This window comes from Candidatus Cryosericum septentrionale, from assembly GCF_003570995.1.
Taxonomy (GTDB): Bacteria; Caldisericota; Caldisericia; order Cryosericales; family Cryosericaceae; genus Cryosericum; species Cryosericum septentrionale.
Genome location: NZ_QXIY01000046.1, coordinates 8243 through 25656 on the forward strand (window position 1 = coordinate 8243; position 17414 = coordinate 25656).

The following is a 17414-nucleotide window of genomic DNA, read 5'->3' on the forward strand; positions in this document are numbered from 1 at the left end:
GCAACATCAGACAACGCTCAAATCCTCGTGCCGCCCGAAGGAACACAGCATTCCTCTTCCGCTTATCTAAGCCCGGGTCTTTCCCGTTGGTACGCTCCAAGAGAGAACGCTTTTGTCACCGTTCCACATGAACTTGTTCCTCTTTCCTCGCAGAAGACGCTGAACGGCCTGACCATCCCGACCACAGAGTCTCCCCTCGCTACTGGGTCCCAAGCACAGACACTGACTGTGCCGGTTCCTTCTGGACTGTCACAGCTTACCGTTGTGTACGGGAGCGGGAGTACAAACAGCGGATTTGTCTTAGCCGTGGGATGGAAAGACAGAATGACAACCTCTCTTCTGCTCCTCCATATGGACAACGGGAAAGCAACCTTGGTGCAGTGCACCGATACGACTGGGCACGGGACAGACCTTATCGAAGGGCAGAGCGCAAGTTTTGCGCGCATTGGTCCGCTCCTCTACTTCACGCATGCGCATGGAAAGATCTACTGCGTTGACACGTCAGCAGCCGCGCCCTCGGTGACAGTTCCAGAGAAGATCAATACGCTTCTTGAGAGGCTCCGTCGTGAAGGACCAACCACTATACAAGCACCGCTCCAGGCTTCACTGGCAAGTGATGGCGGCATACTGATCATTGGGTATCCGGATGTTACCTGGGACACCACCATGTACTATGCCATATCATCCTCGGGAGAAGTCATCGGCAACCTTTATGCTGACGCGACTTCAATCACCAGCTTTGATGGTCAAGGACACCGTGGAACACCTGTTGCCGTCGATAACGCACGGGGAGTTCTATCGTTCCCCTCAGTCGATTTGTTCGAGGGCTATACGACCCTTACGGGGACATCAACGGGCAGCGCCGATGAGCAGGTATTTCTCACCGCCGCGCGTTCCTTTGCTGAACAGGCAGAGGCAGCGGGGGATCATCACCTGACTGCTGAGCCTGTCATCACGGTCGCCAGCAAACAGGTTAAGTCAGGCAAGATGGAAGTTATGATGCTCCTCGGAACGCTGAATGCCATGAATAGCGGAGATCCCGATACACAACCGATAATCGTCGGAGAGCTTCAGTATCTTCGTGATCACGGCGCTGCGCTCTCTGCTGCCGCCAGGAAGGCTGTTGAAGACGACATCGCTGACTGGCGCAACACCATTGAATCTGCCATGAACACACCCACGGAGACAAGCTATCTGATCAAGGTTGTTGCAGATGTAGATCTTGCGGGCAACATCGATGCCAGCTCTCTTCAAGTATACGCGGATGAAGGACCGCCACGGGGGAGCGCTTTCGTTCCTGCAGCTCAGTACTTCAAGAACATGCGTTCTGCCTGGGTGACCGTTGCACAAGCTTATGCCAGTGCCGAATCCATAGCTGGGGCTGCAAAGGCTCCGTAGCACCTCGAGCCGCTCTGAGTTCATGGAGCTTCACTGTGTTTTGTAGTGGGAGGTATGACCTCCGCTGCGGGCCGTATGGATGCGGCGCGCTGACAGCGTTGGTGACCGGGTTCCTGTCCACCGCTTTTAGTGACAGCACGTGTTGGAGGGCCTCGTGAAGAACAGAAAGCTAACAGCAACGATCATCTGGGCGTCTCTATTGGTCATGTTTGCCGTCGTATGCCTGTACTTTTTCTTGCTTCTCCCTGAGAAAACAACGACGCTTGCCGGCTCCTCCGCGCACTGGAAAGCGGAGGACGTTGTTCATGTGCAAAAGCTGGACAGAGATTTTCGCACGAGCTCCTTTGATGAGCTTAAAGCATGGTGGACCCGCACCCCGGGTGAGGTCACGGAGGTACAGTTTCAGCTCGCTGGATTGCATGGGATGATCGAGGAAGGAGATGAGTCTGGATCGTTCAATCCATGGAAGATTCAAAACACAAATGCTCTTATCTCCGAGCCGCAACTTGAATATGGACTAGTCCTCACCATTACCTGGAAGGGTGGTACCGAAACCATACACCTGCAAAGGCAATAGATGTTGCTCTTGCTAGAAGGGTACGTTGGAGGCGCATAGCATGAATACTAACGGACTAGTCAGGTTTGTCGCTGTCGGGGTAGTGTTGCTTCTCGTCATCTCTGTTGGCGGATATTTCTTGTTTAAACCGTCCACAACGTCTCCCCCGAATGAAGCAGACATCAACGCCATCTACCAGGTCGTGGGCGAGTTCGGCGCACGCCTCAGAGATGTTCCAAATGAAGATCCCAGGCCGCTGGCAACGCGGGCTGCAGAAGCGGGTATCGGTGTGCGCGTCGTCAACGGGGTGAAAGTGTTCCATGCAAAGGACGGACAAGACTACAAAATGGTTCTGTTGTCCGATAACAAGAGTTACGGCGTGTTGTACGGTGGAGACCTTCGTGACCCTGATAACTTGCTCGCAGCCCAGCTGGACCCAGGTACTAGAGAAAGAATTGATTCCAATTTGAAACGATTCATTACTGACAGGTTATATGAGAAATTTATGAATGATACGTCAACTGTTCCAGGAAAACCTGCTGATACAAAGGCACCATGGCCGGACACCATCAAAATCGACTCTGTGCAAAAGCTGGACAACACGTCCTACACGGTAAACGGGAAGATCATCCTGATGACAAGCCTCCAGACGGCTGAGGGCAAAAATGCAGGAGAAAAACCCATCACACTCACGCTCAAGAATGTCAATGGCACATGGCTCATTGACGATGTGGTTGGAGGGACTCAGCCGAAGGCATGAGCTGGGTGGCCGAGTGCGCAATGTCGCAGGCGAAGTATGCGTTGGAGGCATACAACATGAAAACAACGAAATCACGATCCTCTTCAAGGATCATCACATTCCTGAGCATCTTGCTTGCAGTGGTTCTATTGGCAACAGGTTGCGCACCCAAAGTCACCGGGACGGTTGATGTGCCTTATGGCGCCAACATGGAAATACAGGTTGAGAATGGAGCAACCGGGTACAAAGGTCTCGTTCCCGCTTTTGTTCTGGATGGGACGAGTCCTTACATAATGGATCTGTCGGCTACTTTCACAGTGACTGACGTTATTGACACCAGAATTGTCTGGGCAGATACCACTGCCCTGGTGAGTCTTGCCGGGCAGAGCTCGCAACGTCACCTGTCTGTCATCCTCTACCTCTGTCAGCCGCTTTCAGAAAAGGCAGACAAGTTCTCTGACGGTACCATTGCCTATGGTGGCACGGGATATCCCGAGATCATTGAAGGGCAGACATATACGATCTCAGGAGTTCTTCAACCTCAATGGCAGAGTGTTCCTCTCATCTACGTTCCTACTGCGTACGAGTTCAAGAAAACCGCGGGGGATGAGTCCTTCTTCTACGCTCCCAGTGATCAATTCGAGCAAGAACCATCTTCCATGGCCGCCAAACAGGTGGTCGAGGAGTACTTCAAATATTGGAATGGCAAGAATATCACTGAAATGGAAAAACGCATGACTCCGAACAAAAAGGGTATAGATTGGAGCTTTGATGCGATAGAGTATGTGAAGTTGATAAGCATCAGCGAGAGACAACCAAGAGAAGCGGGCACAAAAGTGTTTGTAGTAGTGTTCGACCTCAAATATAAGAAAGGAAAGAGTTCATCGCTCAATGAGGGAAGGACTACTTGGGAGTATCTTCTCAAAAGAGACAACGAAACGTCATCGTGGCTGATCTATGATTGGGGTGGTGGGGGATATGCATGAGGGACTGTTGCGACTCTGTACGATACGGCGCGCTGACGGCGCTGGCGACCGGGTTCCAGTCCACCGATCTGGTTGAAAGTACGTGTTGGAGGGAAGTATGAGAAAGAACAGGCTTGTGTTGTCTGTACTTATTATTTCAGTGCTCTTGTGCACGGGGATACCGGCAGTCGCCATAGCTGACAGCGGTCCCATTTACTTCTCTGCAGGCATGCTGGTGCCCACGACCAGCAGTGATATCCGGATGACGCGCGAAGTGCTGACAATCGACTACACAAACCAGATCGATCCGATAGCCAACCATCGTGCCGGGACTGTCGGCGTCCACGCGCGGTTCTGGTTCAGGAACGAAGGGAAAGCAGTGGTCCAGAAGATGGGCTTTCCCTTGGGGCGAGAGCATCTCAGCGGGTTTGGGTTCTGGGACTATGGTTTCAAGGTAACCATGGACGGGACAGCAGTCACGACAAGCCCCTTCGATAACGAACAGCCAACTGGCAGCAGCGAGCTGACGTATGATCAGTGGAACACCTTTGAGATACCGTTTGCCGCCGGTCAAACACGTATCATTGATGCCACCTATACGATCCTCCCCCGCAATGGCTACTTCCTCTATGTCCTGCAGACAGGACGGCTGTGGAAGGGGGGCATCGGTGACCTGACCATTGACGTGAACTTCGGCCGTGAACCTGTGTTCCCCGACCTCCTGTCGGTCCAGCCGGCGGGATACCATACACAGGGCAACCATATCCTGTGGCACTTCACAAATTACGAGCCGGAGCAGGACATAGAAATCGAGAGCATGTACCCAGGGTTCTGGAAGAGTGTGCATCCCTTGGAGGACGCTGCAGAACGGACCGGCGCCGAGGCGGACTGGTATCGCTATGCGATGGCGTTGCTGCCAGACGACACCGTCGGCAAATATCCCGGCGACATGATGGAGAGCACTGGCCCCCTACCTTCACTAGGGTTTGTCCGTGGCCTTCAGAGTAGTGCATACGCAGATTACGTCCAGCGAACGCTGCTAACCGCGCTCAACCACTGTGCACATGGAAGCGCCAAAGCGCGCTTACTCAGGGTGGCATATGATATTCGATTCTCATACTATAGAGTTACAGGTGATTTCCTGAATGGCGTCGACCGGTGGGAAACAGGTCTGTCGATGCGAGCACACGACATCTATCAGGAACTGCTCACTGCGGGTCTTTCGACCACCAAGCCATCGGTGGAGGAGAAGCGCCTGCTGCCGTGGCTGACCGTCAACATGGCAGGCGAGTCGATGTCCGGCGGGTATAGCCTGAGCGCGATCCACGAACTGGACCAGTCCCAGGTCTATGCCAAGCAGGCAGGAGTCCTGGAGAGCGATGCGTATCAGGCACTGCTGAAAACAGTCTTGGCACGCATCAGCCCCTGGGTCAATCCACGCCTGCTGGTCGGTGTGTCGATCGTACCGCGCATTGAGATTCAACAGCAAAAGATGGACACGATCGTCGGCGGCCCCGCTTGGCGTGCGCGCATCATCCTGCACCAGACGTTGCCCCCGTCGGAGGTCCTGGTTGTCTACAGTAATACCGTGTCGTCTCAACCCAACTGGAAGACACCGCCCGAAATCGACAACATGACGGGGCTGGTCAAGGACAACAACAATGGCCTCATCCAGTGTGGGTTCTCGGACAAGGACCCCAATGACTACCTGGTTGTTCTGACTCTATCGGAAGTCAGAACTGCAGAGGAATTCCAGAAGATACTAAAGGCGGCAGTGGACAACTGCGTCGGTATCCTGGCGCCGACCAAGATGTCGAGCATGGAGTTCAACTATCCCTATGATGCTATTCTCAGTTCTTCCATGCAGTCCGGCACCACTACATGGCTGCAGGCGATTGGTCCAACTATCAGTTTCGATGCTGACCGCGGCGCTACTGTCACATTGAATCCCGACGTCCCGATGGCAAACGCCCTCTGTGACAAGGTTGAGACAGAGCTAAAGAAGATCGTTGCCACATATGGCACCCTGTCCTGGATCAAGGACTCTGAGATCGACAAGACGCTGCAGCACAACCTCGATTTGGTACAACAGACCCGTGGCAAGACTCCGTCCGTGACAATGGTCACCTACGCTGCAGATGGGACTGTCGCAAAGGCTGTCACGACTGAGCACGCCGGTGAAACCCGCCGTTCCATCTGGGTTGTCCTTTCCGGCATCGCAGGACTGGTTGCCGGGCTGATACTAGGACTGTTCGTGGAATCTCACAGGAGGAAAAGCGCGACTCCAAGCACGATTCAGTGACAGAAAGGAGCCACGGTGCTCAATGACGAACGCCGAGCCATGGCTTTTCATCTCGCCGCTTCCGTACCTGATGTCTGGAAGCCGCCTTCAATATTCACCGTCGTCATCAGAGTATGAAAACTGTGTGGAGCAAACCTCTTTGATATAGGTGAAGTCGGTCTATACTATTGCATATTAGTATGTCGGCTAATGATTAGCCGACACGGAAATAGTGGGGTGAACCAGCTTATGGATGTTAAACACGAACAGGAAAAGGAACTAGGCTATTCCACAGACGATCTGGAAGTGCTCTTTCGCGCGGTGAACAAGATGCACCGGCGGTGCCTGAAGAAAGAAATGGACAGCCGGGGCCTTGGCAAGGTCGGGCAGCCGACGATCCTCTTCATGCTGCGGAATCATGATGTCGCCGCCGAGTGTGACCAGAAAGGATTCTCGGAGGCATTAGGCGTCAGTCCTGCGACCGTTGCCGTTTCGATCAGGCGCATGGAGCGAGCAGGGCTTGTCTGCAAATCAACCGACCCAAACGATCTGCGACGCAATCACCTAGCCATCACCGGCAAGGGGTTACACCTCGTCAATGATTGCATTCATGCCTTTCAGCATGTTGACGCAGGCACCTTCAAGGGGTTCTCGGAAGAAGAACGAAAACAGTTGGAAGGCAGCTATCGCCGCATGATCGAAAACCTTGTGGCCATGGGCGCCCAATTGCCTACATTCATGAAGCAGGAGGAAACAACGTGATCAAAAAACTGTGGAGCTACATTGGCAACTACAAGTCGCTGATCATCCTGTCACCGCTCTGCGTCATGCTCGATGTTGTCTGTGAGCTTTCTATGCCATTTTTGATGGGGAAGATCGTCGATAATGGCATCCCGGCATTGAATCTGCAATACATTATTCAAATTGGTATTCTGATGATCGGCCTTGCACTGGTTGCCATGCTGTTTAGCTCGCTAAACCACAGACTTGCAGCAGTCGTAAGCCAGGGATATGCCGCCAATCTACGCCAGGCGCTGTTTGACAGGGTTCAGTCATTCTCATTCTCAAACATTGACACGTTCAGTACTGCCTCCCTGGTTACACGTCTCACAAACGACGTGTTGCAGCTTCAGAACACGCTGCTCATGAGCATGCGCATGCTGATGCGAGCGCCGCTCATGTTGATCTGTGCACTCGTCTTTGCCATCGCCATTAACGCCAAGCTTGCAATCATTCTGTTCATCGCTATTCCCGTGCTTGTAGCAGGGATCTCGCTTATCGTGGGACAAGCAGAACGATTCTACAAGGCAGTGCAAGCAAAGATCGATGCCGTGAACGGCACGGTCGAGGAAAACTTGATCGGCATCCGCGTTGTCAAAGCCTTTGTTCGTGGCCCTCATGAGAAGACCAAGTTCAAGAAGTCCAGTGACGAGTTCAGCGATACAGCCATCAGGGCCGGAAACCTTGTCATCACCATCATGCCAATGATGCTCCTCGTCCTCAACGCGGCTACCATTGCCGTCATCTGGTTTGGAGGTCGCATGGTCGGAAACCAGCAGCTGGGCACAGGAGAGTTGGCCGGCTTCATCAGCTATGTCATGCTGATCCTCCAGAGCGTCCTTATGGTCTCAACGGTCCTTATGATGCTCGCTCGTGCAAGAGCAAGCGCTGAGCGCATCATTGAAGTGCTTGACATGATACCCAGCATCGCCGACAAGGAGCCGGCTCTGGCAGCCGACGCTGCTGCCGATGTAGAAGAACCGACAGTCCAGCACGGCGCCATTGAGTTCCGTAATGTCAATTTCAAATACGCGGCAACCGGCAAGGGCGAAAACGTCCTGTCGGACATCAACGTTACTATCCAGCCGGGCAAATTCGTTGCGCTTGTCGGCGGTACAGGTTCTGGCAAATCAACCATGGTGAGCCTGATCCCACGTCTGTATGATGTGTCTGACGGGCAGGTCCTCGTGGACGGCGTTGACGTCCGCGACTACAAGCTTGCGACCTTGCGCAGCGCGATCGGTGTCGTTCTTCAGCAGAACGTCTTGTTCTCCGGCACCATCCGTGAAAATTTGATGTGGGGGAATGCAGCTGCGTCACAGCAGGAGATCGAGGAAGCCGCACAGAATGCCCAAGCCCATGACTTTATCATGAGCTTCCCGAATGGCTACGACACCGACCTCGGGCAGGGCGGCGTCAATGTGTCGGGCGGTCAAAAACAGCGCTTGTGCATCGCGCGCGCGCTCCTCAAGAAGCCGCACATCCTGATCATGGACGACAGCACCAGCGCTGTGGATTCGGCTACAGAGGCAAAGATCCGCACATCCTTCCGCGAGAATCTCAAGGACACGACGATCCTGACCATCGCCCAGCGCATCAGCTCGGTGCAGGAGGCCGACAAGATCATCGTGCTCGATGATGGCCGCATCGTCGGGATTGGGACCCACGCTGAGCTCCTTGCAAACAATCCAGCCTATCAGGCAATCTGCGCATCACAGATGGAAGGAGTGGTCGTCAATGGCTGAACAACAGCGTCCGATCATACCCATGCGCGGCGGTCCCCGCATGGCATTCCAGAAACCCAAGAATGTCGGGGCAACAACACGCCGTATTCTGGCATACTTTGGAAGCAGCAAATATGCCCTGATTGTCGTCTGCATCATGCTCATCATGAGCACTGGCAGCGCGCTTGCCGGATCGTACTTCTTGAAACCACTGGTCAACAACTATATCCTCCCCGGCAACTTCAGGGGACTGGCAGTTGCCCTTGCCGTCCTGGCCGTCATCTACTTGGTCGGCGTGGTCGCTTCGTACTTTCAAGGCCGCGTCATGGTCACGATCGGGCAGAAGACCGCCAATCTGATGCGCAAGGACCTCTTCGAGAAGCTGCAGGACTTGCCGCTCAAGTTCTTCGATACGCATACGCACGGTGAACTGATGAGCCGTTTCACCAACGATATGGATAATGTCGAAATGGCAATCGAGCAAAGTGTCGTCAGTTTGATCTCCAGCATTCTCGTATTCGTTGGAACGCTCGTCATGATGCTGGTACTGAGCCCCACCTTGTTCGCGGTCGCCGCGGTCATCCTGGCATTCATGATTTTCCTGAGCGTCAGTCTGAGCAAGAAGAGCACGGTCTACTTCCGGATGCAACAGAGTTCCCTGGGCACCCTCGACGGCTACATCGAGGAAATGGTGGATGGTCTAAAGGTTGTTAAGGTGTTTGGACATGAACAGGTAGCCAGCAGCGAATTTGCAGGCCTTAATGACAAATTCCGTTCATCCGCGACCACCGCGACCTTCCTGTCCGGGGTAGTGATGGCCGTTATGGGAAACCTCGGCCGTATCCTTTACGCAACGGTTGCGATCGTAGGCGGGATACTTGCTATCGCTGGACGTCTCGACACCGGTTCACTGGTCGCTTTCCTTCAGTACTCCTACCAGATTGCCCAACCCATCAACCAGGCTACAAACCAGTTGAGCGTTGTGCTCGCCGCTCTCGCAGGCGCAGAACGCATCTTTGAGGTCATGGATCAGCAGGTCGAGGTCAATGACGGAACAGTCACACTCGTGAATGTCACGTACGCGGAAGATGGCACGGAAGATGGCACTGTCGTGGAGGCTCCAGAGACTACCAAGACCAATGAGTGGGCGTGGAGTGTCCCGGGAGACAATGGGCATACACTTGTGCCTCTCAAAGGAGATGTCCGGTTTGACCATGTCACTTTCTCGTATGACGGGGTCACCCCTGTTCTCAAAAACATCTCGCTGTATGCAAAACCTGGTCAGACGATCGCCTTTGTCGGTTCGACCGGCGCGGGCAAGACGACGATCACTAACCTGATCAACCGGTTCTACGACGTGCAGGAAGGGACCATCACCTACGACGGCATCGACGTCAAGACGATCCGTAAGAGTGACCTGCGCCGTTCCCTCGGCATGGTGCTGCAGGACACGCACCTGTTCACAGGCACGGTCATGGACAACATCCGGTATGGACGGCTTGATGCCACGGACGACGACTGCAGATTGGCTGCAAAGCGCGCCAGCGCCGACTCGTTCATTCGTCGCCTGCCACAGGGATACGACACTGTCATTACGGGCGATGGTGGCAACCTGTCTCAGGGGCAGCGCCAACTGCTCGCGATTACCCGCGCCTACGTCGCCGACCCGCCTGTCATGATCCTCGACGAGGCAACGAGCTCCATTGACACGCGCACTGAACGCCTGATTGAACAGGGCATGGACGCACTCATGGAAGGCAGAACAGTGTTTGTTATTGCTCACCGTCTTTCCACCGTCCATAATGCCAAAGCCATCATCGTCCTGGAACACGGTGAGATCATCGAGCGCGGCAACCACGACAGCCTGCTCGCTGAAAAAGGTCGGTACTTTCAGCTGTACACCGGTCAATCTGCACTGGAATAAGCAACTTCCACTCAAATCAAATGCTATCCGCGCGGCTCACAAACAAGCCACGCGGATTCGTCACTTCTCCTGTGCAATCACGGCAATACATAGCATTCATTCCTCTGACGTAAAGCTCACCGACCAAGAAGTTGTCGTTTCTTCGCTTGGAACTCCTCTTCGGTCAAGGTGCCCTTGTCTCGCAGCAGGGCAAGCTTCCCTATTTCGTCCGCAACGCCCTCCTGTCCGACGACCTGACCCGTGCTTGCACTCACAGCTTCTTGGATCGCCTCGCGTGCAATAGAGAAACCTCTCTGAAACGACGCACCCTGGAACATCAAACTATATGCTACCGTGTTGTCGGCCCGAATCGCGCTCATCTTCCCAACACCCCAAAAGGTCTTGCTGTCAGTGTTCCTGTCTGCAGCGGTCAGGACCTCTACGACGCCTGTAACCAGTGTCTTGCGGCTTTCGAGCCCGGTTATCTGGTTGAAACGATAAGCAGTGCATTGACCTCTAAAAGTACGGCCTGCCATGAACCCATACTTCAGGACGTAGATACGTCTGTCTGTCACCACGAAGGCCTCACCAAACGACCCTTTGAGCTTGACCAGGATCGTCTCTCCATCCGCCATGTTCGCTTTGAGCAGTGCCTCTCCTCGACTGCCAAGAGGTTCGATCACGTTGACGACTTTCGTTTCCATGTCCATCTCCTATGTCTCTGATCTGGACTCACTTGGTGTCCTCGTGGGTTGGCGATCTTGTTCGTTCTGGAGTACCTACTGCGCCCAACCTCTGTATTTATTATAGCGCGGCGAACCGTCTTACCCCAATGCATTCCAGAAAGATGGAAACACGGTCAGCGCGCGTCCCGGTCTTGACAATGCTCTGGAATATCGGCGAAGATATCTCTAAACTACCTGGTATCTCGCCTGAGGGGACCCGAAGGTATTCGGGCACAGCCCTGAGCGCTTGCCATCGATGCAGCTGTGGAGTTTCCTTGTGAAGCCAGATGTGAACATAGGAAAGGAGGTATCATGCGTGTCAGAGTAGCGTACCAGTCCACGACAGGCAACACGAAGAGGGTTGCCGAGACGATCGCACGTGCGGTGGGCTACGTGGCGGAGCCAGTGGATACAGCGACGGTTGACTAGCCCGTGGACATGCTGTTCCTGGGGGCATCGATCCATGCCAAGGACATCGACCCATCCGTCAAGAAGTTCATCGAGGGACTCGACCCCGCTCTCGTCAAGCAGGTGACCGTGTTCAGCACCGGCTTTGAGGACAAGGCAACAGGCATCATGAAGGACCTGCTGACACGGCGGGGAGTCCATGTGGCAGACAAGTGCTACTTCTGCCTGGGCAAGTTCCTGCTCTTCAACCGCCGCCACCCCGACGCTCAGGACCTGAACGGGGCAGAGGAGTTTGCGCGGAGCGCTCTGGCCGGGTAGCGCTTCACGCGTCCGTTCTAGAGCAGCGGTATCCCTGCAGCGAAACAGGCAGACCGCATGGCATCGGACCAGATGCCGGACTGGACTTGGCCGATGTGCGCGGTGTGCAGGAGCAGCATGCAGAGCCGCGACTGTCCGATGCCGCCGCCGATGGTCAGGGGCAGGTCGCCCGCAAGCAGGCGGCGATGGTATGGAAGGTCCCGGTTGGCGAGTTCGCCGTGTGCTTCAAGCTGACGCAGCAGGGCAGACGGGTCTACACGGATGCCCATCGACGAGAGTTCGAACGTACAACCCAGGAGGGGGTTCCAGATGAACAGGTCTCCGTTGAGGCCGCGATGTGTCTCGTCCGTGGGCGTCGACCAGTCGTCGTAGTCAGCCGCGCGCCCGTCTTGGGGGTTGCCATCGCGCAGCGGCGCGCCGATGCCGATGACGAACACTGCGCCCGAGTCACGGCAGATGTGGTCCACCCGCTCTTGCGGGGTGTGGTCGGGGTCGTCGGCCTCCAGGTCCTCGCTGCGCACGAAGGCCAGCTCGTCAGGCAGTTCCGGGGCCGGCACTGAAGGGTAGCGCTCGCACACAAGCTGGTTTGTGCGGAGCAGCACACCGTAGATGTCTCGCACGATTCCCTCTAGGAACGGGACAGTGCGCTCGCTGGCGTCGATGACGCGCTCCCAGTCCCACTGGTCGACGTACACGGAGTGCAGGTTGTCCAGCGTTTCGTCGGGACGGATGGCGTTCATGTCGGTGTAAAGGCCTTCGCCATGGCCGAAGCCGTAGTCGGCAAGGGCAGCACGTTTCCACTTGGCCAGTGACTGCACGATCTCGGCGTCCTCACCGATGCTCCGGATGCTAAACCGGACCGGGGTCTCGACGCCGTTGAGGTGATCGTTGAGACCGGAGGCGGCAGTCACACATAGCGGCGCCGAAACACGCGCAAGATTGAGCGCGGCCGCAAGACCGTTCTGAAACGTATCCTTGATAAACTTGATGGCCTGTTCCGTCTCCCGCAGCGACAGTGCGGGCGTATACCCTTCGGGCAGGCAAAGCCTGCCACTGACGTACGTCTGAGCTGTTTCCATCCGCATCGTCATGCGCATCTCCCATTGCCTCGCCGCCAGCGCCACTGCCGGATGCTAGGGTGTTTTGTAGAGGATAGCAGCAAACGCTGTTCCACTATGTGTGAATTGTGAACGACTGGGAACACGCGTCGATCACGCTGTGCAAGTGGAAGTCGATACCTGTCCAAGAACTGGATTCTCGCCTTCGCGGGAACGACAGACAGGGCGGTAGTCCGACCTTCGCGGGAACGACAGAGGGGGCCGGCCGTAACCTTTGAGGGCAGACAGCTGTAGACTATGGTGTAGTGTGGACACAAATCACGCTGCAAGTTGGAACAAGGAGCTGTGGAAATGATACTCCAGTCGATACGGTATGGGTGGAACAAGGCACGTCTGTGGGTCTGGGCTTTCCTGCCCGCGGTCCTGCTGCAGTGGGTCCTGAACGTCGCAGTGACGTGGCGTGAAGGGGCTGAAGGCGGCCGCAGTCTGCATCTCTGGTGGCACGATATGGGACCACAGGGGCAGGGGATCGTCATTGCGGCTGTCGTCCTCGGTATCATGGGTTACATCGTATCTGCGTGGATACGGATGGGCATCATCAATGGCTCGGTGAAGGCCGCACGCGGCGAGGACGTGACCGCGGGCGACTTCTTCCTCAAATGGGAGAACGTGGAGTGGTTCATCCTGGGCACACTCCTGTACGGCCTTATCGTCAGTGTCGGCATGGTCCTGCTGGTCGTCCCCGGCATCATCTGGGCACTCCGCTACTGCATGTACGGGCACTACATGGTGACGCAGGGCGCAGGCCCCGTCGAGGCATTGCAGATGAGCGCTGCCGCGACAGACGGGCACAAGGGAGAGCTGTTCGGCCTTAAGCTGGCGTCCATGGGTGTCATCATCCTTGGAACTCTGTGCCTGGGCGTCGGGCTCGTCTGGGCCATCCCTACCGTTGAAATCGCTTGGAGCGCTGTCTTCCTCAGGCTCTCCGGACAGCAGATGGTCCGGGCGACCGAGCTGGCATAGACGAAATGCAGGGAGGGGCCTCGTCGGCCCCTCCCTGCTTCGTGCACTGCGAGTACCGTGAGCGACGCCGTCAGGCGTACATCCTCTCGTAGTAGTCCTGCAACATGCGCGCAGCCGAGAACCGCCACTGTGCCATTTCGATGCTGGCATGCATCATGCCGACCCATGCGTCCCGCCGGTTCTCATAGGTGGGTATGACATCGCCCATCAGCACCTGATACAGCGAGGCAACGTCCACGCTGTCGCAGTCGCACCCCTCGTATCCCCCGCTGAACTGCCAGCCGTTGACGCCGTGGTCACAGGCCTCGGGCCACCACCCGTCGAGCGTGCTCAGGTTGAGGACACCATTCATCGCAGCCTTCATGCCTGACGTGCCGCTCGCTTCCATCGGCCGCACCGGGTTGTTGAGCCAGACGTCGCACCCGCGCGTGAGCATCTTGCCGATAGCCATGTCATAGCCCTGCAGGAACACAACGCTGCCAGGATACTCCCTGGCGATGCGTACGAGGTTCGTGATGGTCGCCTTCCCTGCCAAGTCGTTGGGGTGCGCTTTACCAGACAGCACAATCTGAATCCTGTGGTTGCGCAGCAGGTCCCCGATGATCTCCCTGTTCGAGAAGATGAGGTCGCTGCGCTTGTACTGCGTGGCGCGGCGGGCAAACCCGATGGTCAGGACGTTCTCGTCGAGCCGGACCCCGTTCCGCCGCTCGATGTCGTCAATCATCGCACGCTTCAGCACACTGTGAGCCGCCCACACGTCCCCTCCCGACGAATGGGCCTGTCGGATGCTGTCGTCCTGCCACGTACCGTTGTGGACACCGTTCGTGATTGTCAGAATGTCGATGCCTCCGGGGATGAGCTTCCACATCTCACGCGCCGTGTGGCCATGCAGCTGCGAGACTGCATTCGTCCTTTTGGACAGGCGCAACCCCGCGGCAGTCATGCTGAACGGGTCACCGCCCAGCTGGACGATCTGGTCGCGGGAGAGTCCGTCGTACGAGCTCATGTACTGCAGAATTCGATGGCTGTGCGCCTCGTTGCCGGCAGGCACCGGCGTGTGCGTCGTGAACACGATGTGCTGCTTCACGGACAAGAGAGCGTCCGTAAAGGGCACGTCCTTCGTCATTTGCTGGCGGATCAGTTCGACGCCAGCAAACACGGCGTGGCTGTCGTTGAAGTGGTAGACGTCCACGTCCATACCCAGCGCCTGCAGCGCGCGGACGCCACCGATGCCGAGGATCATCTCCTGTGCGATGCGTTCTTCTTCGAACCAGCCGTACAGCTGCCCCGTCAGGTTCCAGGCCAGGTTGTCCGGAAGGTACGTATCGAGGAGGTACAGCGGCGCATTGCCAAAGGCGGTGCACTTCCATACCTTCACGCGCACCTGTTCGTCCCGGATAGGCACAGTGACGATGACGCCCGTGTCCTCCAGGAAGTCATACCGGTACTCGTGGTAGCTGTCGTACGGGCGGTCGTACTCATCGATGAATTGCTCCGTGTAGTCCTGGCGCCACAGGATGCCGACCCCAACCATCGGCCGTCCGGTGTCCCCTGCTGCCTTCAGGATGTCACCCGCCAGGATGCCCAGCCCCCCGGCGTAGATGTGCAGCTTCTCGTGCAGCCCAAACTCCATGCAGAAGTAGGCTACTCTGGGCGTTCCGTTTCCCATTGAAAACCTCCGTTGTGCCGGGCTCCGTGGCAACTCCCATGGCACCGGGACCGTAATCCCAGCACGAAGAGGGCGTACACCTTTATTGCACCAGACACTGAAAACTCTGTCATCATAGCAGAGCATCGCCGGATTGCCATGCCCCCCACCTCCGGTTGCTTCACGAAGTCGCCGAGAGTGTCATCAAGCAGATTTCGAGCGGTGGCCTGTCGATCCGTCACTCCCGCGCAAGCAGGAGTCCATGCATGTCCCTTGGAGTGTGGGTTCCCGCCTTCGCGGGAACGACGAACACGGGGACAGGCGTGCAGGGGCATGCAAGAGACAGGAAAAGCGGGGCGCGGGAGACATCTCCCGCGCCCCGCCCCAGTCTTCTGCAATGAGGACCTGCTACTTCTGGGTGATGGCCACCGAACCCACACCGACTTTCAAGTCGACGTTCAACGTGACGGCCGTCGTGCCCCAGGCAGCGTTGCGATAGGTACTGCCGTTTTTGGTGAAGCCATTCGCGTCGATGGAACCAAGACCTCGCTGCGCGTCGATGGTGACGCCGACGTTCGCGGGGACGACCAGCTTGATACTGCCGACTCCACCGTTGACCTGTACATCTGCGCTGTTCTTCCAGTCACCAGTGAGGTCGATGTTGACCGACCCCACGCCCGCCTTGATGTTCAGACTGGTCATCGCATGCGGAGAGGCCTTGATCGTTGTGCTGGACGCTCCTGAGTCGACGGTGAGCGTGCGCACCATCGTATCGCTCAGGTCCATGTCCATGTTGCCGGCGCCGTTCTTGAGGTCCAGGTCCACGGGTGTCGTACTGCTCAGACGGATGTCCCAATCATTGCGATAGCTGCCACTGAAGGCCTGGTACGTTCCGCTGGGCTGCCGCACCAGAAGCCGGCCCTCGTCACCCTTGAGGACATAGTCGACGATGGGCTTCCAGGCTGTGACATTGTAGGTGAACGTCGCATCCATCAGGTCAGCAGCTCCGCCACTCAGCGTTACCCGGCCAGCGCCCATCTGCAGTTCGACCAGTGCTGTGCGCGCGCCCCGCAGGTCCACGGCCTTGGTATCGGTCATAACGTCGCCGGCAGTCGGTTTGTTCCACGTCCTCGGCTCCCACCACGCATTGCCGGTCAGGGCGCCTGTTGCGTACAACGCGCCGACGATCAGGAGCACGATCACCAGACAAATGGCAAGTCCTCTCATGTACTACCTCCCACAGGAAAGCGGAACAACCGCTTGCGGCAGGCGGGCCCTTGTTCGTACCCATGTCCTGCTCTCACCTTGCATACGGTCGCAAAGTCCGTCAGGTTACATGGGGCATCCGCCCGGGGCAACGACCACGTCTTCCCGGATATCGAGCAGTCGCGCTACCTCATCGACGTCCTTGTCGCCCCGCCCCGAGAGGTTGACGATGATGAACTGGTCAGGTCTCATGGTGGAGGCGAGACGGACGGCGTACGCTATAGCGTGAGCGCTTTCAAGCGCTGGAACGATGCCTTCGAGGTGGCTGAGCAGTACAAACGCCTCAAGCGCCTCCGTATCGGTCGCGGTGACGTAGGTGGCTCGACCGCAATCCTTGAGAGCGGCCTGTTCCGGCCTATAGACCCTGCGGTCGCTAGACAGGCCTGGTCGAGAGTCGCTCCGTTTCGGCGCCACCTACGAGAGCAGGCATGTCGCCACTGATCTCGAGTCCTCCGTTGCGCCCACGGCCCTCGAACAACAGGACGTCTCCATGCACGTGTCGCTCGATCAGGCGGACCTGCACGACAGCGTTCAGTTCTTCGACCAGCATCTGCGTCATGGCCCCGGCCCGCGGTACGAACACCTGACCCATCCCGCTCCGTCCGCCGCTCCAGACTTCCAG

The 17414-nt window shown here is 56.7% G+C and carries 14 protein-coding genes and 2 pseudogenes; 10 read left to right on the plus strand and 6 right to left on the minus strand.

The features are described 5' to 3' along the window. Positions 1-324: 324 nt before the first annotated feature. From SMC1_RS09550 to SMC1_RS09585, 8 genes are all read left to right on the plus strand, one after another. The gene (locus SMC1_RS09550; protein ID WP_126855208.1) at positions 325-1398 is read left to right on the plus strand and encodes a hypothetical protein; all 1074 of its coding nucleotides are present in this window, start codon (positions 325-327) and stop codon (positions 1396-1398) included. Between the two features lie 154 nt (positions 1399-1552). Then, positions 1553-1975: a hypothetical protein gene (locus tag SMC1_RS09555; RefSeq protein ID WP_119086544.1), complete on the plus strand. Its 423-nt coding sequence runs from the start codon at positions 1553-1555 to the stop codon at positions 1973-1975. A gap of 40 nt (positions 1976-2015) precedes the next feature. Then, positions 2016-2714, plus strand: a complete 699-nt coding sequence (locus SMC1_RS09560) for a hypothetical protein (protein WP_119086545.1) — start codon at positions 2016-2018, stop codon at positions 2712-2714. A gap of 56 nt (positions 2715-2770) precedes the next feature. Further along, positions 2771-3679, plus strand: coding sequence for a DUF4829 domain-containing protein (locus SMC1_RS09565; RefSeq protein ID WP_165849427.1), 909 nt, complete (start codon positions 2771-2773; stop codon positions 3677-3679). Positions 3680-3776: 97 nt separating this feature from the next. Next, positions 3777-5960 (plus strand): hypothetical protein, encoded by a 2184-nt coding sequence (locus SMC1_RS09570; protein ID WP_119086547.1) that lies wholly within the window; start codon positions 3777-3779, stop codon positions 5958-5960. A gap of 228 nt (positions 5961-6188) precedes the next feature. Next, positions 6189-6701, plus strand: coding sequence for a MarR family winged helix-turn-helix transcriptional regulator (locus tag SMC1_RS09575; RefSeq protein WP_207799407.1), 513 nt, complete (start codon positions 6189-6191; stop codon positions 6699-6701). Further along, on the plus strand, positions 6698-8464 hold the full coding sequence (locus SMC1_RS09580) for an ABC transporter ATP-binding protein (protein WP_119086549.1): 1767 nt from the start codon (positions 6698-6700) through the stop codon (positions 8462-8464). Before SMC1_RS09575 ends, SMC1_RS09580 begins: the two co-directional genes overlap by 4 nt. Continuing rightward, a complete protein-coding gene (locus SMC1_RS09585) occupies positions 8457-10367 on the plus strand; it encodes an ABC transporter ATP-binding protein (protein ID WP_207799408.1) in 1911 nt (636 codons plus the stop codon). The genes SMC1_RS09580 and SMC1_RS09585 overlap by 8 nt, the downstream gene beginning before the upstream one ends. A gap of 116 nt (positions 10368-10483) precedes the next feature. On the opposite strand, the gene SMC1_RS09590 is transcribed toward SMC1_RS09585, so the two are convergent. After that, complete coding sequence (locus tag SMC1_RS09590) at positions 10484-11050, minus strand: SHOCT domain-containing protein (protein WP_165849428.1); 567 nt, start codon at positions 11048-11050, stop codon at positions 10484-10486. 453 nt (positions 11051-11503) lie between these two features. Here SMC1_RS09590 and SMC1_RS09595 point away from each other — a divergent pair, with 453 nt between their 5' ends. Next, positions 11504-11797 (plus strand): hypothetical protein, encoded by a 294-nt coding sequence (locus SMC1_RS09595; RefSeq protein ID WP_119086551.1) that lies wholly within the window; start codon positions 11504-11506, stop codon positions 11795-11797. Between the two features lie 17 nt (positions 11798-11814). Here the strand turns inward: SMC1_RS09595 and asnA are convergent, their stop codons facing one another. After that, positions 11815-12888: an aspartate--ammonia ligase gene (gene asnA, locus SMC1_RS09600; RefSeq protein WP_243626553.1), complete on the minus strand. Its 1074-nt coding sequence runs from the start codon at positions 12886-12888 to the stop codon at positions 11815-11817. A gap of 318 nt (positions 12889-13206) precedes the next feature. Here asnA and SMC1_RS09605 point away from each other — a divergent pair, with 318 nt between their 5' ends. Then, positions 13207-13878 carry a DUF975 family protein gene (locus SMC1_RS09605; protein WP_119086552.1) on the plus strand — a complete coding sequence of 224 codons (672 nt, stop codon included), beginning with the start codon at positions 13207-13209 and terminating at the stop codon, positions 13876-13878. Positions 13879-13948: 70 nt separating this feature from the next. On the opposite strand, the gene glgP is transcribed toward SMC1_RS09605, so the two are convergent. The 4 genes and pseudogenes from glgP to SMC1_RS09625 form a co-directional block, all read right to left on the minus strand. Next, positions 13949-15547 carry an alpha-glucan family phosphorylase gene (gene glgP / locus SMC1_RS09610; RefSeq protein ID WP_119086553.1) on the minus strand — a complete coding sequence of 533 codons (1599 nt, stop codon included), beginning with the start codon at positions 15545-15547 and terminating at the stop codon, positions 13949-13951. A gap of 387 nt (positions 15548-15934) precedes the next feature. After that, positions 15935-16753, minus strand: coding sequence for a toast rack family protein (locus tag SMC1_RS09615; protein ID WP_119086554.1), 819 nt, complete (start codon positions 16751-16753; stop codon positions 15935-15937). A gap of 105 nt (positions 16754-16858) precedes the next feature. Next, positions 16859-17146, minus strand: a pseudogene (locus SMC1_RS09620) (tryptophan synthase subunit beta); the annotation flags it as partial. Between the two features lie 19 nt (positions 17147-17165). Then, positions 17166-17414, minus strand: a pseudogene (locus tag SMC1_RS09625) (hypothetical protein); the annotation flags it as partial.